The following is a 24,821-nucleotide window of genomic DNA, read 5'->3' on the forward strand; positions in this document are numbered from 1 at the left end:
TCCTATGCAGTCAATCTGTAACGACTGCATAAAAATAACGAAATAGCACCAGATCATCGTGATAGTATAAGCTTCATGTTGTTTAGACTTTAAAGCTATATACATGTTCCAACAAGAAATTTCCCAACTTAATTTACCCAAGCTCAAGGCAGGCGAGAAACGCTGGTTAGGCAATCTGCAAGGCTCGTCTACTGCATTATTGCTGAAAGAAATTATCAAGCAGCAGCAATCGCGCCTATTTGTTATTGTTGCACGTAATAACCAGCATTTGGGTCAACTGGAAAGCGAACTGGAATTTTATGGGATTAAACCGACCATATTTCCAGACTGGGAAATTTTGCCTTATGACCGCCTGTCACCGCATCAGGATATCGTCTCTGAACGTCTGGCAATTTTATCTAATATGCCCCAAAGCGGCGTATTGTTGCTGGCAGCTTCTACATTGGCACAGCGTGTTGCACCTACTTCATGGGTGCTGGGTGAACACTTCGATATTCGAGTCGGACAAAAGCTGGATCTGGAACAGCAAAAGAAAAAACTGATTCAGGCTGGTTATCATCTGGTCGATACCGTTTATGACCATGGTGAATTTGCAGTTCGCGGTAGCATTATCGATATATATGCTTCAGGTCAGGATGCACCAATCCGGATTGACCTGTTCGATGATGAAATTGAAACCTTGAAATTTTTTGATCCGGAAACGCAACGTACTACGCAAACTCTAGAACAATTTACCGTATTACCTGCACAAGAATTTCCCCTTAAGGAAGGTCGTGCTACTTTCCGTGACCGTTATGCAGAATTTTTCCCGACAGCTAATCCAAAGAAAAATCCAATTTATCAGGATGTGATGGATGGCATTGCTTCACCTGGAATTGAGTTCTACCTGCCTTTATTCTTTAGTCATGAAGCGATGCAAGGGCAAAGTACCTTAATTTCATACTTACCAAAGAATGGCATTGTCATTACAGATAAGGCATTGGAGCAGAGTTTAGAACAGTTCTGGCAGGATGTAACACGCCGTTATGAAGATCGCCGTCATAATATTGATCAGCCAATTCTGCCGCCTGAAACGCTGTTCTGTCCGACCAATCAGCTTTTAGAACAGCTGAATCAGTTTAGTCGCATCATTGCGGCACAAGAAGCTTTTGATGAGAAAGCCGGTGTGATTAATCTGGATACCCAGTTACCACCACGGTTGCCTGTTGATCCAAAACGTGAAAAGCCCTTTACCGAAGTCAAAAAATATATCGATGCGGCTAATCATCCGGTTTTACTGGTCGCTGAAAGTGCCGGTCGTCGTGAAACCTTAAAAGATGCGCTGCGCCCAAGTCTGGGCGATATTCCGACCGTAGAAAACTTTGATGCTTTTGTCGATTCTCTGCATGCGATTGCGATTACCAGTGCACCATTGGAACGTGGTCTTGTTCTGACAAATCGGATCAGTGTGATCTCGGAAAATCAGCTTTACGAACATCGTGTGGTCCAACGTCGTCGCAAGCGTCAGCAGGAAGTATCAGAAGAATTCCTGATCCGCAGTCTGACCGAGCTAAGCATTGGTGCACCAGTGGTACACATTGATTATGGTGTAGGACGTTATGCAGGCTTAATTACTTTAAGTATCGATGATCAGGACCATGAATTTCTGCAACTGGACTATGCTGAAGGCGCTAAAGTCTATGTGCCGGTGACTAACCTGCATCTGATCAGCCGCTATAGTGGTGGCGATCCAGATCTAGCACCTTTACATAAACTGGGTACAGATGCTTGGAATAAAGCCAAGCGTAAAGCTTTGGAACAGATTCATGATGTCGCAGCCGAGTTATTACATATTCAGGCACGTCGTTCATCTAAGCCGGGGATCAGTTTTGAGGTTGATCAAAGTCTGTATATGCAGTTTGCTAGCGGCTTTGCTTATGAAGAAACACCGGATCAGGCCAATGCGATTGAAGCCACACTATATGATATGCAACTGGCAAAACCAATGGACCGTCTGGTCTGTGGTGATGTCGGTTTTGGTAAAACTGAAGTCGCCATGCGGGCAGCCTTTGTCGCAGTTCAAAATAACCGTCAGGTTGCGGTATTAGTGCCTACCACTTTGCTGGCACAACAGCATTATGAATCTTTTAAAGACCGTTTTGCGGATTGGCCAGTTCGGATTGAGGTGCTTTCCCGTTTCGGTTCATCTAAAGCTCATACCAAAACGATTGAGGATTTAGCGGATGGCAAAGTCGATATTGTCATCGGCACCCATAAGCTTTTACAGGAAAATGTCCAGTTCCATAATCTGGGTTTGATGATTGTTGATGAAGAACATCGTTTCGGGGTGCGTGATAAAGAACGTATTAAAGCCTTGCGTGCCGATGTGGATATGCTGACCCTAACAGCAACGCCAATTCCACGTACCCTAAATATGGCCTTTAGTGGAATGCGTGATCTGTCCATTATTGCAACACCACCAGCACGCCGTCTGGCTGTAAAAACTTTTGTCCAGGAACATACCAGCGACACCATTCGAGAGGCGATTCTGCGTGAATTACTGCGTGGTGGTCAGGTCTATTTCCTGCATAATGAAGTCGATACCATTGACCGTGCTGCAGAAAATATCCGGAATCTGGTGCCGGAAGCGCGTGTCATTGTGGCACATGGTCAGATGCGAGAACGTGAGCTTGAGCAGGTGATGCAGCAGTTCTATCACAAGGAATACAATGTTTTGGTGTGCTCGACCATTATTGAGACCGGGATTGATGTACCTAATGCCAATACTATTATTATTGAGCGGGCAGACAAGCTCGGTCTTGCACAGTTACACCAGTTGCGTGGCCGGGTTGGGCGTTCGCATCACCAGGCTTATGCCTATCTGTTAGTGCCATCCCTAAAAGCCTTGAAAGGTGATGCAGAAAAACGTCTGGAAGCGATTCAACGTGCCTCGACTTTGGGTGCAGGCTTTATGCTGGCCACCGAAGATCTGGAAATTCGCGGTGCAGGTGAACTTCTAGGTGAGCAGCAAAGTGGTTCGATGCAGGCGATCGGCTATAGCCTGTATATGGAAATGCTGGAAAAGGCGACTAAAGCCATTCAAAAAGGTAAAACGCCGAATTTTGATGCGCCACTGTCTTTAACTGCGGAAATCAACCTGCATATGCCAGCCCTGATTCCGGACGATTATCTGGGTGATGTACATCAGCGCTTGCTGTTCTATAAACGCATCAGTAATACTGATACTCAGGAAAAACTCGATAATATCCGTATGGAACTGATTGACCGTTTTGGCATTCCGCCGCAACCGGTGAAACAGTTATTTGCTGTGCATCAGCTACGTCTTAAAGCCGAGCAATTGGGCATCACTAAAATTGACATTGGTGGGCAGGGTGGCCATATCGAATTTGCACCAGATACGCCAGTTCAGGCTATGAGTATTATCCAGATGATGCAGAAACATCCGACATATTTCAGGATGGAAGGCGGCCAGCGATTAAAAGTGATGGTAATGCTGGAAGACTATCAGAAACGAATCCAGTTCATCAGTGATTTATTGGATAGCCTATTAAAAGAGCTAAATTAATATTTTTAGATTTCATGGAATATGAATATTCACACTATATTTCATTTTTATAAATATAGTGTGAATATCAGCTTGTTTTCATATGGAATTATTTAAGCTAATAGTTTGCCGTTTTGTCCTTCACAATTCATACAAAATTGCCCTAAAGCGCCCGCTTACAATACTCAGCCGCAATTGTATATGGTAGTATTAGCCATCATTCTAATTTTGCATCATTTATAAAGATATGTTTAGTTTGCATCCACAACTTGCTCAAGATACGTTTTTTGTAGGCGACTTTCCTTTATCAACATGTCGTTTGATGAATGATATGCAATTTCCGTGGTTGATTCTGGTTCCGCGTGTACCAGGCATTACCGAATTATATGAATTGAGCCAAGCTGACCAAGAGCAGTTTTTACGTGAATCAAGCTGGTTATCTAGCCAGTTAGCGCGTGTATTCCGTGCCGACAAAATGAATGTCGCAGCTTTGGGCAATATGGTGCCGCAACTGCATTTTCATCATGTGGTTCGTTATCAAAATGATGTGGCATGGCCTAAGCCGGTATGGGGCACTCCAGCAGTTCCTTATAGCAGTGAAGTATTGGCACATATGCGTCAAACCTTGATGCTGGCTTTACGTGGTCAAGGGGATATGCCATTTGACTGGCGTATGGACTAAGCGTTGACATACATTTTATGGTCCATTCAGGATTTTGGACTTCAAGAGAGTAATTGAGTGCAATTAGACGACTGGATTCATCAGGAACCAAAACAGTTTGAATATTTCCATCGGATGATGGGATATATCATGCTGTCTCTGGTTCTGATCGTCTATCACTACACGGAACCGGACACCAATTACCAGATTTTTGTTCCGTTATTTCTGGCACTGGTTTTGGTGATCACACCGAAATTATCCCGGTGGATGATTTATAAATACGACTATAATTTAAAACGTAATTTCTTCTTTGTTCTAGATGTGATTATCGTATCGGTTGTACTTGCAGCTGTGCATCTGGATCTGGTGTTGTCTCTACTGGCAGTGGTCACATTGCTATATACCGCCATTAATAACAAGATTTCGTTCATGATGGTGTCACTGGCTGGCCTGATTGGCACCATGATCTTTTATCTGTCTACCATTGGCATTTTTGGGTTTACCAGCTATTTCAGTCCCACCAGTACGGAACTCACCGTACTAGGTTTCATCTGTTTGATTACTTATTTTGGTGTCGGAAATTTCTATCAAAGCGGTCGTATGCAATATATGACCCAAAAGAAAAATCATTATTTTGACCAGATGAACCGTTATATGGAATTTGCTAACCAGCTCAGCCGTTATGCGCCAGTGCAGTTATGGCAATCCATCATGAAAGGCGAGTCTGAAGCTAAGATCGAATACAAACGTAAAAAACTCACGATTTTCTTTTCGGATATTCAGGGATTTACAGAGCTTTCTGAAACTCTGATTCCGGATGATTTGGCTTTCCTGTTGAATGACTATTTAAGCCATATGACTGAAATCGCCAAGAAATATGAAGCGACAGTCGATAAATTCATGGGTGACGCCATCCTGATCTTCTTTGGCGATCCGCACTCAGATGGTGTAGAGCAGGATGCTAAAAACTGTCTGGAAATGGCGATTTCAATGCGTCAGCAAATGAAATTACTACGCGAACGCTGGATTAAAATGGGTTATCCGCCATTACATATCCGTATGGGGATTTCAACCGGTTATTGCCACGTGGGGAACTATGGTGCCAATCACCGTATGGCCTATACCATTGTTGGTCGTGATGCCAATCTGGCTGCACGCTTGCAAAGTGCTGCGGAAGTTGATGAAATCCTGATTTCTGAAGATACCCATAACCTGATCAAAAATGACTATCTATGTGCACCTAAAAAGCCAATTTTCCTGAAAGGGATTAAGGCACCGGTACGCACTTGGCAAGTGATGGAAAAATATGCCTTCCAGAAAGTTGAATATCAGCGCTGGTTTGATTATGAATATAAAGGTTTCCATTTACTGTTAAATCTGGATGAAGTGCAAAACTATGATTATCCAGAGTTGCTGCATGTGCTGGAGAAAATGATTAAACGCATTCAAACCCAACAGCAACTGACCAACTCTCAAGGAATTGTGAAATTAAAACTTGAAGATGAAGTCATTGAACCTTTGTCTGCTGAAGAAGCATTTCGAGCAGCTGAACGATCAAAAGTCATCTAATTTTTATGATTTAAATAAATGATAAAGACCATAAAAAAAACCACGCCTAAGCGTGGTTTTTTGATTGCAGAATCTTAGTGATTTTCTGAAGCATGGTTGATGGTATATTTTGGAATTTCAACTTCCAGATCTTCATCCACAATCTTCACTTGGCAAGACAGACGGGAATCAGGCTCTAAACCCCAAGCACGATCGAGCAGATCAGCTTCGACATCATTCATTTCTTCAAGGCTGTCGAAACCGCGACGAACAATTACGTGGCAAGTGGTACATGCACATGACATATCACACGCATGTTCAATCTTGATTCCGTTTTTCAGCATGCTTTCACATAGATTGGCATCTTGTTCAACTTCAAACTCAGCGCCTTCAGGGCAAATTTGCGCATGTGGAAGAACTTTAATACGTGGCATAGTCTTTACCTTAAATTAGTTTGAGTTTGACCAATCGTCGAGTTTAGTGCCTTTAAGGGCAGCATCAATATGTTGATTCATACGCAGAGCAGCAAATGCATCACTATGTATTTTAAGCTGTTCTACTGCATATTCAATGGCTTTGATATCTGTACCTTGTAGCTCGGACTCAAGTCGTGCTTGCGCAGCAGTCAGTTCTGCCAATTGCTGTTCATTCATCAATTGAGCATCTACTTTCAGTGCCTGAATCAGTGCTTCAAGTTCACGTTGTGCTTCCACCTTGGTTTCCTGCAGATGACGAAGATTTTTATCTTCTTCAGCAAACTGATAACCTTCTAACAGCAGACGCTCAGTATCTTCACTCGACAAGCCATAAGATGGTTTGATATCGATTTGTGCAGTCACACCTGAAGTCATTTCTTTGGCAGAAACGGTTAATAAGCCATCCGCATCCACTTGGAAAGTCACTTCAATACGTGCCTGACCTGCGGTCATTGGTGGAATACCATGCAGGACAAAACGGCCTAAGCTACGGCAATGTTCTACCAGATCACGTTCACCTTGTACCACATGAATCAGCATAGCGGTTTGGCCATCCTGATACGTTGTAAATTCCTGGCGACGTGCAACTGGAATTGCGGTATTGCGTGAAATCAGACGTTCAACCAGACCGCCCATGGTTTCCAGACCAAGAGAAAGTGGAGTCACATCTAATAATAATGATCCATCTTTGCTGTTACCAATGAGCTGATTCGCTGTAATTGAAGCACCAATCGCAACCACTTCATCCGGGTTAATGGTGCATAGAGGCTCTTGGTTAAACACATCACGTACTGCTTTTTGCACGGCGTACGAGCGGGTAGAACCACCTACAAGCACCACATTCTGAATATCATCAAGTTCCAGCTTGGCATCACGCATGACACGCTTACAAACGCTGATGGTTTTATCCAAAGCAACCTTGATGATTTCTTCAAAAGTCGGGCGATCTAAAGTCAGGCTTTGATCAAGCAGCTTTAATTCAACTGAGTCTGCATCAGATAATGCTTCTTTAGCTTTACGCGCAGCAGTAATGAAATGCGCATATTCAGCATCATCTAGGGTTTCGATATTAAGCTGTTTTTTAGCCCATTTTAAAATCAGACGATCCAGATCGTCACCACCTAGAGCAGTATGGCCACCAGTCGCTAATACTTCGAACACACCTTGAGAGAAACGCAGAATGGATACGTCAAAGGTACCGCCGCCCAAGTCATAAATCACATAGTTGCGATCTGTGCTCAAGTTGGTTTCCTGATCCAATCCATAAGCCACCGCAGCAGCTGTTGGTTCATTCAATAAACGCAGAACGTTTAAACCGGCCAGTTGCGCGGCATCACGTGTTGCCTGGCGTTGTGCTTCATCAAAGTATGCAGGAACCGTAATCACGGCACCATTAATCTCATTTTTTAAGCTGGCTTCAGCACGTTCTTTAAGCTGCTTTAAAATTTCCGCAGAAATCTCAACTGGCGTTTTACGTCCTTGCGCAGTTTCAAATGCCGGCATTTCATTCGCTTCGCCCACCAAGGCATAAGGATGCTGGAATTTAATATCTGCTTGGGAGCGACCCATAAAACGTTTTACGGATACAATCGTATTTTTAGGATCGGTGGTAATAAAAGGTTTGGCGTCATCGCCATATTCGGTGCTTTGTGCTGCATAATGAACGATAGAAGGAAGTAACACACGACCTTGTTCATCTTTGAGTACTTTGGCTTGACCTGAAAGAACCGTGGCAACCAAAGAGTGGGTGGTGCCTAAATCGATACCAATCGCAATGCGGTGTTCATGTGGTGCACTTGATTGACCTGGTTCTGCAATCTGCAAGAGAGCCATAGTGTTACATCCTTTGCACGTTAAAATTAAATAGAAAAATTAAAATTCATCATCAAGATCAAAGCTGTCATCATCCAGGAAACGGTCTTCCGCTTTGTCGATGTCCGCCATGACTTTAACAAAGAAACGCAGTTTACGCACAGTATCGCGAGCTTCACTCCAGTCTTCATCTTCATAGTCGATTTTGAACTCACGAACCAGACCATCAATCCATTGCTGAACTTCAACTTTCAGAGAGGAAAGATCTTCAGCCGATGAGGCTTCATCTAATTGTTCACGAATTTCCAGCGCATCCTGAAGAAATTCAAAATCGCTAATAGACTGATCCAGATGATAGTCCTGTTTTTTTAAAGACAGTAAATAAGCTGCACGGCTATCAACCGCTGACAAAGCCTTGAATGCCTGATTGATCTCGCTTGATTTAATCAAAGCCTGATCTTTATCTTCAGCTTTATCGGGGTGATATTGTTGCTGCAACTTTAAAAACTCTGCTTTTAAAGTGGCTAAATCAATATCGAGTGCTACAGGAAGATTGAACAACTCAAAATGATTCATGGGAGATAGAGTCCGCGATTAATATGCAAAAATGATTAAACTTGATGACAATTAAAATAACTGCCTAAATGCAATTAAAACAGTGTATTTCACACTGTTTTAATGCTGAAAAAAGAGAATTATTGCTGCAATCAGACAGTGAATGACTCACCACAACCACATTCACCTTTTTTATTTGGATTATTAAATTCGAAGCCTTCGTTCAAGCCGTTTTTCACGTAGTCCATTTCTAGACCTTCGAGATAAACCAGACTTTTTGGGTCTACGAAAACTTTAACACCAAACTGTTCAAAGACCTGGTCATGAGTATCAACTTCGTCGACAAACTCAAGAACATAAGCAAGACCAGAACAGCCTGAAGTTTTCACACCAACACGAATGCCTTCACCCTTACCGCGACTTTTGAGGTAATTGCTGATATGAGTTGCTGCATTTTCAGTTAAGTGGATCATGAAAACTCCGTGAATCTTTCTTCAAAAAACGAATGATTAAACTTTAGACTTCTTGTTACGGTAGTCTTCAACAGCCGCTTTAATTGCATCTTCAGCCAGTACAGAGCAGTGCACTTTTACTGGTGGAAGAGCCAATTCATTTGCGATATCAATGTTTTTGATCGCTTGTGCTTGGTCTAAGGTTTTACCTTTTAACCATTCAGTCACTAATGAACTTGATGCAATTGCAGAACCGCAACCATAAGTTTTAAAACGTGCTTCTTCAATCACGCCTTCATCATTTACTTGGATCTGTAAACGCATTACGTCACCACAAGCAGGTGCACCGACCATACCAGTACCAACGTTTTCTGCATTTTTGTCTAAAACACCAACGTTACGTGGGTTTTCGTAATGATCAATTACTTTTTCGCTATAAGCCATGTTGCTTCTCCAAAACTCGGGGTCAGCCTTAATATAAATATGGGGATTAAAAATTTTTTATCAATGAGATAGCAGTGTAAATACAGCTATCTCAGAGTCAAAAATTAGTGCTCAGCCCATTCAACTGTAGAAAGGTCGATACCTTCTTTGTACATATCCCAAAGCGGAGAAAGTTCACGTAATTTCTCAACAGCAGCTTTAGTGATATTTAAAACGTGATCGATATCTTCTTCAGTGGTGTACTTACCAAAGCTGAAGCGGATCGAACTGTGTGCAAGCTCATCAGAAAGACCTAATGCACGAAGTACATAAGATGGTTCAAGTGTTGCAGATGTACATGCTGAACCTGAAGATACCGCTGCATCTTTCAGTGCCATCATCAATGATTCACCTTCAACAAAGTTGAAACTTACGTTTAAGTAGTTTGCAACGTTTTGAGTTGGGTGACCGTTCAAGAATACCTGTTCAAGACCTTGTAAGCCATTCCAAAGCTTGTCACGAAGGACACGTAAACGAGCTTGTTCAGACTGTAAATTTTTGCCTGCAAGTTCAAATGCTTCACCCATACCAACGATCTGGTGAGTTGCAAGAGTACCAGAACGCATACCACGTTCATGACCGCCACCATGCATTTGTGCTTTTAGACGTACACGTGGTGAACGACGTACGAACAGGGCACCAATACCTTTAGGACCATAGATTTTATGTGCAGAGAAGCTCATCAAATCGACTTTCAATTGAGAAAGATCGATTTCAACTTTACCCGCAGCCTGTGCAGCATCAACGTGGAAGAAAATCTTTTTCGCACGGGTGATTTCACCAATCGCAGCAACATCAGTTGTCGTACCGATTTCGTTGTTTACCATCATCAGGGAAACAAGAATGGTGTCTGGACGGATTGCTGCTTCAACCATTTCTGGAGTAATTAAGCCAGTTTTTGGTTGCGGCTCAAGATAAGTAATCTCAAAACCTTCAGACTCAAGCTCACGACATGTATCCAAAATTGCTTTATGTTCAATTTTAGAAGTAATGATGTGTTTGCCTTTAGATGCATAGAACTGAGCCACACCTTTCAATGCAAGGTTGTCAGATTCAGTCGCACCTGAAGTCCATACGATTTCACGCGGATCAGCTTTTACTAAATTCGCCACTTGTTCACGGGCGTATTCAACTTTTTCTTCCGCTTGCCAGCCATAAGCATGTGAACGAGATGCTGCATTACCGAAGGTGCCTTCGAAAGTTAAGCATTCCATCATACGTTCTGCAACTTGAGGATCTACCGGAGTTGTTGCTGCATAGTCAAGATAAATCGGACGTTTCATGTCAAATACCTGTAACCGATAAAAGGGCTGAATCAATGTTTGCTGAATTTTGGCGTAATGACACGGTTTGTACGTTGTCACGGGCTACAAGGTCAGCAAGGGTGATTTTTGCGAGATAATCGGCAATGTGGTGGGAGAGTTCTTGCCATAAATCATGAGTCAAGCACATCGCGCCATTTTGGCAGTTGCCTTTATGGTCACAGCGAGTCGCATCAACTGTTTCGTTTACAGCTTCAATAATTGCTAACACAGTAATTTCATCTGCGCTGCGTGCTAAATGATATCCACCATTGGCACCGCGAACACTCGAAACTAGACCATAACGTTTTAGTTTCGCAAATAACTGCTCGAGATAGGCAACAGAAATAGTTTGACGTGCTGCAATTTCAGCAAGCGTGATCGTTTGTTCAGATGGCTGCAAAGCTAAATCAAGTAGAGCAGTCACTGCGTAGCGACCGCGAGTGGTTAGGCGCATGATTCGATACACATGGTTAGACTAGATGTGTAGATTTTATGAATCCCGACTAAATTAGTCAAGTTATTTTTGTGAATGGCGAGCGTATTTAATTTTCTGAAATTGAAAGAATTACGCGCTGATCCAATTATACACTAATAACGCAATCAAAAGTACTGTGATTATACTAAAGACCATATTGATCCGCTTTTGACGGCGCTCCATACGTTTAATGCGGTTACGATACTGTTTAACTTCAACTTGCAGGCTATTAATTTTAGAACGTTGATCTTCAATTTTCTTTAATAAAGGCGCAATACGTTTTCTTGATGAAACAATATCGGTCTCATCTGCCGGTGGTTCAGATAACCAGTGCTTCCAGTCAGACAAGACTTTAGGTAAGGCAAATAAAGTCAGTAAATCACGGAACTCGTCTTTTAAAACCTGATTACCGTCAATTCGCATTGCACGAATGCTTCTGCGATTGCCAAAGATAAAGATCTTAATCAGATCCATTAAAGTAGTGCGAACATCCAGATCAATAACTCTGCCTGGTGCTTTATAGTCAAATAACAGCCCGTCTTTGGTAAACTGAACATAGAAATCAAAATAGGGAATATAACTATTGATTTTTATTGTAATATTCTCATCTACAAACTTCTTCGCCTGAAGAGCAACAACACGGTCATGTTTGAGAATGAACGTGAATATTGTTTCTAAAACGATCAAAGTCATCGTAAGCAACAAATGTGGTTGATTTTGACTTTGTTGCGATTCACTCATATATACAACCAATCCTTACCTGAAAATTAAAATGAAAAAGCATCCTGCTGAGTAAAAGATTTCAGGGTTAAATCAAATTAGACTTGAAATAAAGTGCTTTGTAGAACAGTTTAGCAAATCTATCAAGCCCTAAATTTGCTATTATGCGGTGATTTTGTAGATAATTTTATGATATTTGCATAGAAAATAAGCAGGAGTCGTGTACATGGATAAAACAAAAACGACACAAGATACAGATCAGGTATTGATTGAAAAACCGGTGAAGACTAAGTCAAAGTCTGCCTCAGAGCGACGTTCAATGCTGGACTTTCGTAAATATACTAAGCAGATCTGGTTGGCTGGCCTTGGGGCATTTTCCCGGGCAGAGGAAGAAGGCAACAAACTGTTTGACTCGCTGGTCAAGGTCGGAGAAGAGCTAGAATCCAAAACAGTCGATATTGCAGATCAAACTGTGGAAAAAGTCTCCGAAAAAGCACGCGAATCTGTGACAGATACCAAAGATAAGGTTGAAAAACTGATCGACAACTCTGTTCATCATTCCTTGAATCGTATAGGATTAGTCACACTGAAGGATGTACAACATCTGGAGCGTTTAATTCTTCAGTTGCATGCCAAGGTTGATGAATTGACCTTGCAGCAAGAAAAAATACAGAAAGAATTATCGGAAAAAATACACACAAAATGATTTTCTTCATAATTCAATGTTTTTTTCGCATATATTTTGAAAAAAAAGAGGTTTATAAGTATTGCGTTTATACCTAAAGCATTGCTATAAAGGCGTTATGGTAGTTTAAACAAATTCTTGGACCTTAAATAAACGATATTAAGAGGACGTAGTTTTCATGAATAAATCAGAATTAATTGATGCAATTGCAGAGAAAGGGGGATTATCTAAGGCTGACGCAGGTAAAGCTTTAGATGCTACAATTGCTTCTGTTACTGAAGCTTTAAAAGCGGGTGATACAGTAACTCTAGTTGGTTTCGGTACTTTCGGCGTTAAAGAGCGTGCTGCACGTACTGGCCGTAATCCACAAACTGGTGCTACTCTTGAAATTAAAGCAAGCAAAGTACCTAGCTTCAAAGCAGGTAAAGGCTTAAAAGACGCTGTTGCTTAAGCTGCTTCAATCCTAAAACGCGCCTTCTTTGGCGCGTTTTTTATTGATAGATTTAATTGTTTTGATTAACACATTCATTCAATGGGTTTTTTCGGTTAAAATCCTCTGCAAATAAAATATTGGAATACTTATGGAATCTTTTCGTAAAGTTATTAAGGGTTGGTTGGGCAAGGTCTTGCTCGTTCTGTTTTTAACCCCTTTAGCACTTGTAGGTATTGAAGGATATTTTAGCGGCGGGAATTCTGATGCAGCAAAATCAGTCAATGGAACTGATATCTCTAAACAAGAATTAGAGTCACTGACAAAATCATTCAAACAACAATACTTAAGTTATGCCAATGGTGATGAAACCTTATTAAATCAAAGCTTCATCGATCAAAAAGCGATGGATACCCTGGTTGCGCGTACCTTGCTTTTGCAACAGGCTGAAAAACTGGGGATTAGCCTGAGTGACCAGCAAATTGCACAAATGATTTCACAGCAGCCTTCTTTTCAGGAGAATGGCAAATTTTCTAATGCTTTATATGAAAATTACCTGAAATCAATTGGCATGACCAACAATGCTTTAGTAGAAAGTTTACGTAAAGACCATGCACTGAAAATGCTGTCTTCTACTTTTATGGATTATCCTCTAGTCAGTCCGGTTGAAATGCAGCAAATTGCAGATCTGCAAACTGAACAGCGTCATATTCATATCGCTAGCGTGAATCTGGACAGCTATAAAAAAGCAGTAAAAGTATCAGAAGCTGATATTGCAGCATATTATGAAAAGCACAAATCCCAGTTCAAGCAACCAACTAGTGTTGATGTGGATTATGTGGTGATCAAGCCGAGCAATATTGATACTGCCAATGTAGCGGTTACTGATGCAGAATTGCAGGAAGCTTATAATAAATTTGTGGCTGACCAGAAGCAGAATGTAAAACCAGAGGTTAAACATATTCTGGTGACTGCAGATAGTCGTAGCGATGCTGAGGCCAAAAAACTGGCAAGCGAAATTGCAGCTAAAATCAAAGCTGGTACTACTTTTGCACAAGCAGCAGCTCAATATTCTGAGGATCCTGAATCTAAGTCTAAAGGCGGTGCTATTGCTGTCTATGAAAAAGGCGTGTTCGGTACTACCTTTGATCAGACTGTTGCATCTTTAAAATCTGGTCAAGTTTCAGCGCCTGTTAAAACGGATTATGGCTACCATATTATTTCAGTCCAATTGCCTGATGTAGCAGTTCCATCGTTTGAATCTCAAAAAGCACGTTTATCTGAAGAAGTATTGGCAGCGAAAAAATCTAATACATTCTCTGATACGGTAAACAGTCTGAATGATATGGTCGTAAGTGCGGACTCGCTGGATGTTGTTGCTCAGGAAGTGAAGGGTGTTCAGGTTCAGAAAGCAAATGGTGTGACCCTTGCGACACGTGATCCATTGCTAAGTAATGCAGCTGTCAAAGTTAAACTTTTTAATGATGACGTGAAAAATGGCGACCGTAATGCATCTTCAAGCATTCAGTTAGCCAATGGTGATGTGGCTTGGGTAAAAGTTCGCAATTATCATGCAGCGGGTGAGCAGACACTGGCAGAAGCTAAACCAGCAGTAAAAGCGAAACTGATTCAAGATAAAGCATTTGCTGCGGCCAAAGCTGAAGTTCAAACTGCATTGAATGAGTTTAAAACCAAGCCTGCAGCATCCGTTGCGAAAGGTAAACTGGTATTTGAAGATGCAGGCATCTATACACGCGCAGAAGGTCTGCTTAAGCGTGATGTGCAACGTGCAGCATTTAGCGTGCCAGCGCCTAAAGCAGGTCACTGGTCAGTAACGACAGCAAATATGCCAAATGAATTGGTGGTTGTGGTAGTTTCTGAAGTGAAGAAAAACCCGATCGATGTTTTAAGTGCAGAGCAACGCAGTGAACTGGTGAAACTGTATCAACAGCTTCGTGGTCAACAAGAATTTGATGACTATACGCGTTACTTAAAATCTCACGCAAAAATCAAATAAGATTCGCTTGTAAAAAAACCAGCCTGAGGGCTGGTTTTTTATTTTTAAAATTTATATTCGTATGAATAATAAAATTAAGTATTTGATATATAATTGATTAGGTTTCTTAAACCTATATAAATCCTTCATAAATAATAAATGAAAAAGCATATAATGAAAAAAACATCACATTTTAATCTTGTTCCGCAACATGCGCAGGCTATTAAATCACCTCAGTCTCATCCACAACCAAACAATCCGGGAAAAGGACATGAACCTAATAAACCGGGAAAAGGTTATGGTCGTGATGAAGATGAAACGGTAATTATTCTTCAACCTTCTACGCCTGAAGTCACAGAATTTGAGGCTCAGATTATTGGTACGGCAGATCCATTTGTAACCATCATTGCTACGTATAATGACCAGCAATATCAAACCACTGTTGATGCACAGGGGAACTGGTCACTCCTTAATCCAATTTCGGGCACAGGGTCTGTCACTATTGTTGTTGTTAATGCAGAGGGTATTTCTTCCCAGCAAATTGGTTTAGCACAAATTGCACCGCCACCTCCAAGCATACCTGTATTTTCTCAAGAGGAAGGCTATCTAGTCGGTACAGCAGCAGATCCGCATATAACGGTGATTGTACGGCATAATGGGATTGAATATAGTACTGAAGCTGATGCAGATGGACAATGGATGCTTCCAAATCCACTGGTGCCGGGTACTACAATGGAAGTGTTTACCCGTAATGAATTTGGAGAAGAGTCTCCATCTATCATTTCAGGTATGGCGCCACTTCCTGAAATTCCAATATTTCCAGATTGGGCACCAATTACCCCAGTGATTTTGGATCAAGGTGAATATCTATCAGGTCAGGCAACGCCTTATACACAGATTGTTGTGACGGCAAATGGTCATGAATATACAGCGAGTGTTGATCACGAAGGCAATTGGTCAATGCTTAATCCAATTGCACAAGGGGGAACTTTAGAGTTGTATGCAGTAAATAGTTTAGGTCTTAGATCTGAGATAATTGCATTGGCGATTCCTATGGTATTTCTTGAGCCACAACCGCCTATTGAAGAGCCGGAACAACCAATTTATATAGTGTTTGAACCTGTTGTACCAATAGTTTTAGAAAATGATGAGCAGCTTGCAGGTCAAGCGATGCCATATGGAAAAATTGTGATTTTTGCTTATGGTCTGGAATATGTTACTTATGCAAATGCAAACGGTGAATGGAGTATTGAGAATCCGATTGCTCAAGGTGGGTTTATAACTTTGTATTCGGAAAATGCTGCAGGCGACCGTAGTGAAAGTATTTCTGTGGCTAAGCTTAATTTTCCAATAATAGAAGAACAACAGGTTTCACTTGAAGAGCTTCTTACTGTGGCAATTGAGCAACAAGAGCCAGCTGAAAGTAGTGGACAGGAAAATCCGGAATCATATATTGATTTGGCTTTATTCTTAGAAGATATTCAAACACCGCCTGAAGAGACTGTAATTAATCCTTTATTAGAAGAGCCTGCATTACTCGGTGACCACTCTGTTCAAAGCAGTCCAATCTTCTATTCAATTCAAGATTTTCAACAATCATCACTTACCGAACAGAATTACATTATAGGCTAGTGACTCGTGAGGTATAAAAGAGCGAGATGTTATATCTCGCTCTTTTAAAGTTATTCCGCTCTAAAAATTAGCTCATAACCTGTATATTTGCGGATATTAATCACGCCAGTATCCAAAATCAGATATTGACCTTTAATCCCTTGTAGTTTGCCACGGATCACTGGAGTTTTATCTAAATTGTGAGATTTGATTTTTTCTGGATATTGCTCTATCGGATAGATGAACTCACGTGGTAATTCCTTATCCAAAACTTCAATATTCTCATTAAACTGCAAATTCTGATTAAACTCTTCACGGATAGTTTGGATTTTCGGTGCAAATTCTTCAATCAGCTGATCGCGGACTTCAATCAGATTTAAAGGTTCCGCCTCACCTTTGAGTAATTTACGCCAGTCGGTTTTATCTGCGACCTGAGTACCAAACATCACTTCCAGTTTACCGGAAAGACGGCGAGAACCCACTTTCATGATAGGAAGGGCTTGAGTTGCACCTTGATCCAGCCAACGAGTCGGCATTTGATTAATACGGGTGATTCCGACTTTCAATGCACTAGAATTGGCCAGATAAACAATATGTGGCTGGAAGCAGACATTCTGTGCAAACTCATCTTCCCGGCAAGTACCTAAATGATAATGGCAGGTTTCCGGTTTCATGATGCACATATCACATGACGCTTTAGTTTTAAAACATTTAAAACAGTGGCCTTGTGAGAATGATTTAGAAGTTTTTTTGCCGCAAGAAACACAATAGATATTTCCAGTCCATTCAATCTCGATTTCCTGACCTAACTGGAATGGAAGGTTAATTTCTGATCCATCTAATATTAATTTGTATTCAACATTTGCCCGCTGGGTATTTTGATCAGTTACACTAAGGTCTGTAAGACCGACGTGCATTTTATGGCAAATGCCCTGAAGTTCCATAAAAAATTACTCACTTAAATCATAAGGATGCAGTCATGGCTGAACAGAATGTCATCACTTCAATGCTAGACGATTTCGCCAAAGAACAGCCAATTCATACTGCTATTTGTATCGGGCAGGATTTAACCCAATCTCAGTTTCAGCAATCTATTCAATGGCACTATTTTAACGTATCTGAGGTTCTAAATCTGCCTTTTCAACAGCGTTATGACCTGGCAGTAGTGATGCTGGACACTCCTGAAACCTTAGCATTGTCAGAACAGCAGAAGAGTCAAATTCTGGTTAAAATGCGTGATTTATTTGCAAAACGTCTGGTTGTGGTGAGTCGCTTGCAGGATGAAAAACTGCTCAGGTCTTTAGGTCTGACCCAGTTGATTGACAAGACAGTTCATGAGGCAGATTTTGCACTCTGGAAATTCAATATTTTGACTTATAAACATGTGCCAGACTGGTTTAACTCTAAATTCTGGGCTAACCCTGAAAACTGGGATAAATATCGCTGGTAAAACTGGATGGCTCATAAGGTCTTATATCAGTATTGCAAATATTAACAAAATCCTGCATGGAAAATATGAGCTCACACTCTATTCTGTACAGAAGGCGTATACAGGAATGAGTTATGACCAATCTTAGTAGTATTGTGGAAATGCTGGCCAAGCAAGCCCTAGGAAATAACCCGTCGCAATCCCAGCAGCGTTCATCCCAGCAAGGGGGATTGGCAGATATTCTTGGATCAGTATTGGGTCATATCAATAATGCCAATCAGCAAAACCAGAACCCAAATCAGCAGCATCAAAACTCACAACAGCAAAACAAGCAAAATGGCCTAGGTGCAATTTTAGGTTCTGTACTCAGCCAGCTCGGAGGTGGGAGCCAATCTTCCGCTCGACCAAGTTCTGGACTGGGTGGCAGTTCAACAACAAAGACTTTATTGATTGCTGTCTTGCCACTGGTCTTGGCCTGGATTCAGAAACAGGGCGGTTTGCAAGGAGCATTGGATAAGCTCAAAGGACAAGGTCTAAATAGCCAGGTTGATGACTGGGTATCTACTGGTCCAGGTGAAAATGCCAATGTCGATCCGCAGCAGGTGCAAAACCTGTTTGATGATCAGGAAGTGGAACAGGTCGCACAAGAGACACATGTGCCTAAGCAGGATGTCTATAGCGCCATTTCTCAGGTCTTGCCGCAGATTATTGATTCACTGACACCACAAGGTGAGCAGACCAGTAAACAGGAAGCCAATAACGATATTCAGAATGTATTGAATATGGTCTCAGGCTTGTTTAAAAAATAAATCTATCTATCCAATAAAAAATCCCGACTTTTAGCCGGGATTTTTTCTATTGAATTCTTTAAGCTTCTTCCAGATTCAAGCTAAAGAGTCGGTTGGATTTACAGATCTTCTTGGCCACATAATGCGATTTTCTAAGACGGATTAAAATAATCTGAGACTGAAATTCCAGTTCGCCAAATTCAGGTTCAACCTGAACATAGTGTAACTGACCATACTCATCCCGAACTCGTGCTTGGGCAGAAAAGCCAGGACGGGCATTACCGCTTGAAATTGTAGCTAAACGGCCTAATAGGTTTACATCATTCTTTTTATATTTAGGTGGAATAACCTGATCCAGACAATGAATCATAAATACGGTAAAGAAAATCGCAATGATCAATGCCGGTAGAATGATGTAATAGGCAGGTAAGAAATGATATTCCTGTGAATAGATCAGAAACTGAAGCAAATAGCCGGCAAAGCTAAAATTCATCAGGAAGAAAAAAACAATCAGGGTTTTGGAAAATTTGACATTTAGCCATTCAACATTCTGAAAGTCATATGGGGAAATGCGTTTCAGGAGTTGACTGGGTTTAAGCTTAAAATAGAAGGCAACTGTTTTTGCCATGCCAAGCAGAATGATGAACAATAAACTGAGATGAAATGGCATCAGGTTATAGTCAAGTAAAAACTCAGGCATGGCAAAATCCGTTTTAGCTATTATTCTGAAAGATAAATTCCGCCATCAGAATGCACGGTAATATCAACTTTTTCAAGTGATTGACCTTGGCAAGGTCCAGAAATACATTCACCGCTTTCTACTACGAATAGCGCACCATGAGTAGAGCATTCAATAAACTCCTGATCACGGTCTAGAAATTGGTTTTCCAAAAATTCCAGTTCTACCTGTAAATGTGGACAAATATTCTGGTAAGCATAAAACGAACCATCACGCTGGGTGATAAAAATTGTATCCCCATTCGGAAGTTCAAAAGAGCGCGCTTCACGCTCTGGAATATCGTCAGTCATGCAAATTTTAAACATTAAGCACATTCCTTAAGAACATCTTTTAATAATGCTGCGTATTCTGAAACCGCCAGACGTGGACCAAATTGCGCTACCACTTGGCTAGACACTAAAATTGCCAGTTCTGCTGCTGTTTTTAAACCAAGACCCGCATTAAGTGCATATAAAAAAGCACCCGCAAACGCATCGCCAGCACCATTGGCATCCACTGCAGTTACAGCACGACCCGGTACAGTGAAGGTTTCACCATTATTGGAAATAAGCGCACCCTCAGCTGACATTGTAATGACAACGTATTGACTTAATTCTTTAAGTTTAGCCAGAGCGGCTTCGATGGTATCTGTTTCGGTATACATCAATGCTTCTTGCTGGTTGCAGAACAAGAGATCTACACCATCTGCAATCATTTCATCCAGACCGGCACGGGCATATTGCACCATCGCAGGATCAGAAAGGGTAAATGCGATTTTAACCCCATTGGCTTTGGCAATTTCACGCGCCTGTTTTACGGCCTGGCGTGCTGTTTCTGATGTGGATAGATAACCTTCGATATAGAGCCATTTAGCAGTTGTTAAAGGCTGGAAGTCAATCTGTTCATTTGTCAGTTCAGCAGTAATACCTAAATAGGTATGCATGGTACGTTCAGAATCTGGACTGACCAGAACCATACAGGTGCCGGTTACGCCTTCACTGATCGATTGGGTTGTAGTTTTAATGCCAGCTTCATTTAAGCCATGCAGATAGATATGACCCAAATCATCATTACCGACACGGCAGGCATAGAATGCAGAGCCGCCCAAAGCTGCAAATGCAACTGTAGTATTGGCTGCTGAACCGCCTGAAGCCTGACCTTTATAAGTTTGAGTTGCTTTTAAGTTTTGATACAGAGTAGCCTGAGCTTCACCATCCGCAAGTTGCATGGTGCCTTTTTGCAAGTGATGTGCAGTTAAAAACTCATCAGAAACTTTAAATTCCTGGTCAATCAGCGCATTGCCAATCGCAAAAAGGTCAACAGTAGACATATCCAAATATCACATTAAAAATGAAAGTGCTAAGTTTACACGATTGCTCGGGTTTGCTGTAGTTCACTGAAACATTTTCAGAATACTTTAAAAAATACTGTAACTTATTCAGCTTGAATCTTTGGTCTAAGAATTGATTTATTTTTAAACGGTAGCGAGTGCAGCCATTGATTTAAAGGTTGGATTTTATTTATAAGATTAGAGTACCAAGCAGTTATACTGGTGCGACATTTGAACAATCATCTAAAACAGTGTGGGTATATGGATATTAAGATTGTAACAGCCGAGCAGCTCCCTGATCAGATTGACACTTTAGCGACACTGGCGCGTAAAGAAGGTTATGACCTGATTGATAAGTTAATTGAAGAATACCGCACTGGAAAAAACTGTTTCAGTCAAAATAATGAATTTCTGGCCTGTGCCTATGATGGCAATAAACTGATTGCCTGTGGCGGCTTAAACCAGCAATGGGGCGATAACGGCATTGAAGAAAGAATTGGCCGGGTACGTCGCTTCTATGTGCATCCAAAATATCGTCAACATGGTGTAGGTAAGCAGCTTCTAGCTTATCTGGAGCAGTTGGCACGACCATTTTATTCAGCACTTTGTTTACAGACCGATACCAAACTGGCCGCCAGTTTCTATCAAAAACAGAACTATGTCTTTGTTGAAAACCACCCGAGTTATAACTATTTCAAGTATATGATCTAGAGATCATTGCCAAACCTGATCATTTAAAAATCAGATGATCAGGTTTACTTAATTCGATCAAAATCCTCGGTTTTCTACGTGAATAATTCAAACAACTACAGCTATAATGCGAATAATAATTTTTTAATTTAAGCATTAGGAGATCGCATGACTGTAGATGTCACTGAAACCATTTCTCAAACTGTACATCCTGCGTTTCAGTTGGTACGTCAACAACATGTTGAAGCTTTAGACATTTTAGTGTCTGAATATAAGCATAAAGTGACTGGCGCCACCCATTATCATCTGGCGACCAATCACGATGAAAATGTTTTTCTGGTTGCGTTTCGCACCCAGCCAATGGATTCAAAAGGTGAAGCGCACATTCTGGAACATACCGCACTGTGCGGCTCAGAAAAATTCCCGGTACGTGATCCGTTCTTCTTGATGATTCGCCGTTCGCTTAATACTTTTATGAATGCCTTTACAGCGGCAGACTGGACGGCTTATCCATTCGCAACTCAAAATGATAAAGACTTCCAGAACTTATTAGAAGTGTATATGGATGCGGCTTTCGCTGCGAACCTGAATCCGTTGGATTTTGCTCAGGAAGGCATCCGTATTGAACTGGAAAATGGCGAACCGGTATATAAAGGTGTGGTATTTAATGAAATGAAAGGGGCAATGAGCTCACCTTCAGATCAGCTTTATCATACTTTGGCGCATCACTTATTCCCGGACACCACTTATCACTACAACTCAGGCGGCGATCCTAAAGATATTCCAGACCTGACTTATGAAGAGCTGGTGAACTTCTATAAAACGCATTATCACCCAAGTAATGCTGTATTTATGACCTTTGGTAATAAATCTGCTGCTGAGTTACAGGAACAGTTTGAAAATCTGGCGCTGTCTAAATTTGAAAAAGGTGAAACACTTTATTCAATACCAGAAACCCGTTTAACTGCGCCACTCAATGTGACAGAAACCTATGCAGTTGATGGGGAAGATCTGAAGGACAAGACTTATCACGTATTGTCATGGTTATTGCCAGAAGCGAGTGATATCAAGTTACGTTTAGGCTTGCGTCTCGTAGAAGGGATTTTGCTGGAAGATTCAGCATCTCCCTTACGTCATTACTTGGAAACCTGTGGTTATGCACAGTCAACTGGCCCATTCATGGGCGTAGATGATTCCAACTTTGAAATGACCTTCTACTGCGCGGTTCAAGGTTCAAACCCTGAACATGCTGAAGAATTCAAAAACGGAGTTTTCAAAGTTCTGGAAGAAGTTGCCTCTAAACCTGTTGATCAACAGGCAGTAGATGCGATCCTACATCAGATCGAATTGCATCAGCGTGAAATCAATGGTGATGGTACACCGTATGGTCTAAGCCTGATTTTAAGCGGCTTAAGCAGTGCAATTCACCATCGTGATCCAGTTGAAGTCTGGGATGTGGACTCTGCAATTGCTTCAGTAAAAGAAGAGTTGCAAGATCCAATGTGGCTGTCGAATCTGATTAAAGATCATCTTTTAGATAACCCGCACCGTGTTCAACTGACTTTAGTTCCAGATGCAACTAAATCTGCCAAAGAAGCGGAAGAAGAAAAAGCACGTCTGGCTGAAATTGGTAAAGCTTTAACTGAAGAGCAAAAAGCAGAGATCAATGCTCAAACTGAAGCATTAAAAATTCGTCAGGATACACCGGATGACTTGAACTTGTTACCTAAGGTGGGTCTGGAAGATGTGCCTGCGGAATTGCAGATTGTTCAAGGCCAGTTGCGTGAGATTATCTGTAACCGCGTAGATACGCCGTTGAATCTTTATCATGCAGGTACCAATGGGATTTATTACCAACAGGTATTGGTGAAAATTCCAGATGAAGTGGTGCAATCACCGTATTTCAACCTGTTGTCTATTTTAATGGGTGAAGTTGGTGCGGGTGAATATGATTACCTGCAATTCCAGCAACTGCAAACAGCAGTCAGTGGTGGTCTGGGCATGGGCGCTTCATTGCGTTCTAAAGTGGATGACAAAAACAAGATCAGTGCGTGGCTAACTTTAACGACTAAATCTTTGGCTAGCCATCTGGATGCGATCCGTCTGTTAAAAATCGGTTTCGAGCAGCTACGCTTTGATGAAAAAGGCCGTATTATTGAGTTATTACAACAGCGTAAAACTCGTTGGCAGTCGCGTATTTCCGGTTCTGGTCATAGCTATGCGATGCAAGTGGCATCACGTCAGCATAGCGCTCTAGCCTTGCGTGATTATCATAATACCGGTCTGGGTGCTTTGAACTGGCTGATTAACTTGGTCAATCAGGCTGAAAAAGATACAGCAGCTTATGATGCTATGATTGATGAATTAAAACGCATTCATACAGTCTTGCTACAGGCACCAAAACAATTCCTGTTGGTGTGTGAAGAACAGCAGTCTGAGCGTCTGATTGAAGAAATTCAAAACGTGTGGGACAAACTGGAAGTGAATACTGCACCTGCAGAATTGACTCAGGTTGAAAAAGTTAATCATAGCAATGATGAAGCCTGGTTGATTCAGACTAATGTGCAGTTCTGTGCAGCAGCTTATCCTGCGGTAGAAGTTTCACATCCTGATGCTGCTGCCTTGATGGTATTGGCAGGCTACTTGCGTAATGGTTATCTGCATAGCGCAATCCGTGAAAAAGGCGGTGCTTATGGTGGTGGCGCAAGCTATGACGGAAATGCATGTTCTTTCCGCTTCTATAGTTATCGCGATCCACGCTTAGCAGAGACTTTCCAGGACTTTGATGCAAGTATCCAATGGTTGCTTAACGCACCTCAACAACCGCATCAGCTGGAAGAAGCCATCTTGGGTTTAATTGCCAGTATGGACAAACCGGGGTCACCAGCAGGTGAAGCGATTACTGCCTGTTATGCCTACCTGCATCAACGTACGCCAGCATTCCGTAAACAGCTTCGGGAACGTTTGTTGCATGTCACTTTAGATGATTTGAAACGTGTCGCACAGACTTATCTGGTTGAACAGCAAGCTTCAAAAGCGGTGGTTGCGCCATTTGCCAAACGAGAAACTTTAGAACAACTCGGCTTTACAATTCAGCAAGTTCAATAAATAAAA

General features: G+C 41.5%; 23 protein-coding genes. 11 read left to right on the forward strand and 12 right to left on the reverse strand.

Going from position 1 to position 24,821, the window contains the following annotated elements:
- The first annotated feature begins 103 nt into the window (after positions 1 to 103).
- The 3 genes from mfd (at position 104) to FTV34_RS01255 (ending at position 5,774) form a co-directional block, all read left to right on the forward strand.
- Positions 104 to 3,565, forward strand: a complete 3,462-nt coding sequence (mfd, locus tag FTV34_RS01245; protein WP_180068531.1) for a transcription-repair coupling factor — start codon at positions 104 to 106, stop codon at positions 3,563 to 3,565.
- Between the two features lie 226 nt (positions 3,566 to 3,791).
- Positions 3,792 to 4,226, forward strand: a complete 435-nt coding sequence (locus FTV34_RS01250; protein WP_004786072.1) for an HIT domain-containing protein — start codon at positions 3,792 to 3,794, stop codon at positions 4,224 to 4,226.
- A 57-nt stretch (positions 4,227 to 4,283) separates the two neighbouring features.
- Positions 4,284 to 5,774: an adenylate/guanylate cyclase domain-containing protein gene (locus FTV34_RS01255; protein WP_159122747.1), complete on the forward strand. Its 1,491-nt coding sequence runs from the start codon at positions 4,284 to 4,286 to the stop codon at positions 5,772 to 5,774.
- Positions 5,775 to 5,848: 74 nt separating this feature from the next.
- Here the strand turns inward: FTV34_RS01255 and fdx are convergent, their stop codons facing one another.
- The 8 genes from fdx to FTV34_RS01295 form a co-directional block, all read right to left on the reverse strand.
- Positions 5,849 to 6,187 (reverse strand): ISC system 2Fe-2S type ferredoxin, encoded by a 339-nt coding sequence (gene fdx, locus FTV34_RS01260; RefSeq protein WP_034702567.1) that lies wholly within the window; start codon positions 6,185 to 6,187, stop codon positions 5,849 to 5,851.
- Positions 6,188 to 6,202: 15 nt separating this feature from the next.
- Entirely contained in the window at positions 6,203 to 8,062 is a 1,860-nt protein-coding gene (hscA, locus tag FTV34_RS01265; protein WP_180068533.1) for a Fe-S protein assembly chaperone HscA, read from the reverse strand.
- Between the two features lie 39 nt (positions 8,063 to 8,101).
- The gene (hscB, locus tag FTV34_RS01270; RefSeq protein WP_104426170.1) at positions 8,102 to 8,617 is read right to left on the reverse strand and encodes a Fe-S protein assembly co-chaperone HscB; all 516 of its coding nucleotides are present in this window, start codon (positions 8,615 to 8,617) and stop codon (positions 8,102 to 8,104) included.
- Between the two features lie 131 nt (positions 8,618 to 8,748).
- Positions 8,749 to 9,069, reverse strand: a complete 321-nt coding sequence (iscA, locus tag FTV34_RS01275) for an iron-sulfur cluster assembly protein IscA (RefSeq protein ID WP_004786063.1) — start codon at positions 9,067 to 9,069, stop codon at positions 8,749 to 8,751.
- Between the two features lie 36 nt (positions 9,070 to 9,105).
- Positions 9,106 to 9,492 (reverse strand): Fe-S cluster assembly scaffold IscU, encoded by a 387-nt coding sequence (gene iscU / locus FTV34_RS01280; protein ID WP_180068535.1) that lies wholly within the window; start codon positions 9,490 to 9,492, stop codon positions 9,106 to 9,108.
- A gap of 104 nt (positions 9,493 to 9,596) precedes the next feature.
- Positions 9,597 to 10,814 carry an IscS subfamily cysteine desulfurase gene (locus tag FTV34_RS01285; protein ID WP_166136649.1) on the reverse strand — a complete coding sequence of 406 codons (1,218 nt, stop codon included), beginning with the start codon at positions 10,812 to 10,814 and terminating at the stop codon, positions 9,597 to 9,599.
- Position 10,815: 1 nt separating this feature from the next.
- On the reverse strand, positions 10,816 to 11,289 hold the full coding sequence (locus tag FTV34_RS01290; RefSeq protein ID WP_179992330.1) for an Rrf2 family transcriptional regulator: 474 nt from the start codon (positions 11,287 to 11,289) through the stop codon (positions 10,816 to 10,818).
- Positions 11,290 to 11,400: 111 nt separating this feature from the next.
- Positions 11,401 to 12,051 carry a hypothetical protein gene (locus FTV34_RS01295; protein ID WP_104426168.1) on the reverse strand — a complete coding sequence of 217 codons (651 nt, stop codon included), beginning with the start codon at positions 12,049 to 12,051 and terminating at the stop codon, positions 11,401 to 11,403.
- Between the two features lie 205 nt (positions 12,052 to 12,256).
- On the opposite strand from FTV34_RS01295, the gene FTV34_RS01300 reads away from it, so the two are divergent.
- From FTV34_RS01300 to FTV34_RS01315, 4 genes are all read left to right on the forward strand, one after another.
- Positions 12,257 to 12,736 carry a phasin family protein gene (locus FTV34_RS01300; RefSeq protein WP_180068537.1) on the forward strand — a complete coding sequence of 160 codons (480 nt, stop codon included), beginning with the start codon at positions 12,257 to 12,259 and terminating at the stop codon, positions 12,734 to 12,736.
- 157 nt (positions 12,737 to 12,893) lie between these two features.
- On the forward strand, positions 12,894 to 13,166 hold the full coding sequence (locus FTV34_RS01305) for an HU family DNA-binding protein (protein WP_004786051.1): 273 nt from the start codon (positions 12,894 to 12,896) through the stop codon (positions 13,164 to 13,166).
- A gap of 130 nt (positions 13,167 to 13,296) precedes the next feature.
- On the forward strand, positions 13,297 to 15,162 hold the full coding sequence (locus tag FTV34_RS01310) for a SurA N-terminal domain-containing protein (protein ID WP_180068539.1): 1,866 nt from the start codon (positions 13,297 to 13,299) through the stop codon (positions 15,160 to 15,162).
- Between the two features lie 138 nt (positions 15,163 to 15,300).
- Positions 15,301 to 16,773, forward strand: a complete 1,473-nt coding sequence (locus FTV34_RS01315; protein WP_180068541.1) for a hypothetical protein — start codon at positions 15,301 to 15,303, stop codon at positions 16,771 to 16,773.
- A gap of 50 nt (positions 16,774 to 16,823) precedes the next feature.
- Here FTV34_RS01315 and FTV34_RS01320 read toward each other — a convergent pair whose 3' ends face one another.
- Complete coding sequence (locus FTV34_RS01320; protein ID WP_125278306.1) at positions 16,824 to 17,696, reverse strand: DUF2797 domain-containing protein; 873 nt, start codon at positions 17,694 to 17,696, stop codon at positions 16,824 to 16,826.
- Between the two features lie 35 nt (positions 17,697 to 17,731).
- On the opposite strand from FTV34_RS01320, the gene FTV34_RS01325 reads away from it, so the two are divergent.
- Together FTV34_RS01325 and FTV34_RS01330 are read left to right on the forward strand one after the other, a co-directional pair.
- Complete coding sequence (locus tag FTV34_RS01325; RefSeq protein WP_180068543.1) at positions 17,732 to 18,202, forward strand: DUF6231 family protein; 471 nt, start codon at positions 17,732 to 17,734, stop codon at positions 18,200 to 18,202.
- Positions 18,203 to 18,315: 113 nt separating this feature from the next.
- Positions 18,316 to 18,990, forward strand: coding sequence for a YidB family protein (locus FTV34_RS01330; RefSeq protein WP_180068546.1), 675 nt, complete (start codon positions 18,316 to 18,318; stop codon positions 18,988 to 18,990).
- A gap of 58 nt (positions 18,991 to 19,048) precedes the next feature.
- Here the strand turns inward: FTV34_RS01330 and FTV34_RS01335 are convergent, their stop codons facing one another.
- Genes FTV34_RS01335 through FTV34_RS01345 form a run of 3 tightly spaced genes read right to left on the reverse strand, consistent with a single transcriptional unit; the run spans position 19,049 to position 21,017 of the window.
- Positions 19,049 to 19,669: an OB-fold-containig protein gene (locus FTV34_RS01335; protein ID WP_005235372.1), complete on the reverse strand. Its 621-nt coding sequence runs from the start codon at positions 19,667 to 19,669 to the stop codon at positions 19,049 to 19,051.
- Between the two features lie 20 nt (positions 19,670 to 19,689).
- A complete protein-coding gene (locus FTV34_RS01340; RefSeq protein WP_004786036.1) occupies positions 19,690 to 20,013 on the reverse strand; it encodes a Rieske (2Fe-2S) protein in 324 nt (107 codons plus the stop codon).
- A complete protein-coding gene (locus tag FTV34_RS01345) occupies positions 20,013 to 21,017 on the reverse strand; it encodes an adenosine kinase (RefSeq protein ID WP_180068547.1) in 1,005 nt (334 codons plus the stop codon). The genes FTV34_RS01340 and FTV34_RS01345 overlap by 1 nt, the downstream gene beginning before the upstream one ends.
- Positions 21,018 to 21,278: 261 nt before the next feature.
- Here FTV34_RS01345 and FTV34_RS01350 point away from each other — a divergent pair, with 261 nt between their 5' ends.
- Both FTV34_RS01350 and FTV34_RS01355 read left to right on the forward strand, forming a co-directional pair.
- Complete coding sequence (locus tag FTV34_RS01350) at positions 21,279 to 21,728, forward strand: GNAT family N-acetyltransferase (protein ID WP_034170350.1); 450 nt, start codon at positions 21,279 to 21,281, stop codon at positions 21,726 to 21,728.
- A gap of 147 nt (positions 21,729 to 21,875) precedes the next feature.
- Positions 21,876 to 24,815, forward strand: coding sequence for an insulinase family protein (locus FTV34_RS01355; RefSeq protein WP_180068549.1), 2,940 nt, complete (start codon positions 21,876 to 21,878; stop codon positions 24,813 to 24,815).
- Positions 24,816 to 24,821: the final 6 nt, after the last annotated feature.

The organism is Acinetobacter sp. YH16038 (assembly GCF_013417275.1).
Classification (GTDB): Bacteria; Pseudomonadota; Gammaproteobacteria; order Pseudomonadales; family Moraxellaceae; genus Acinetobacter.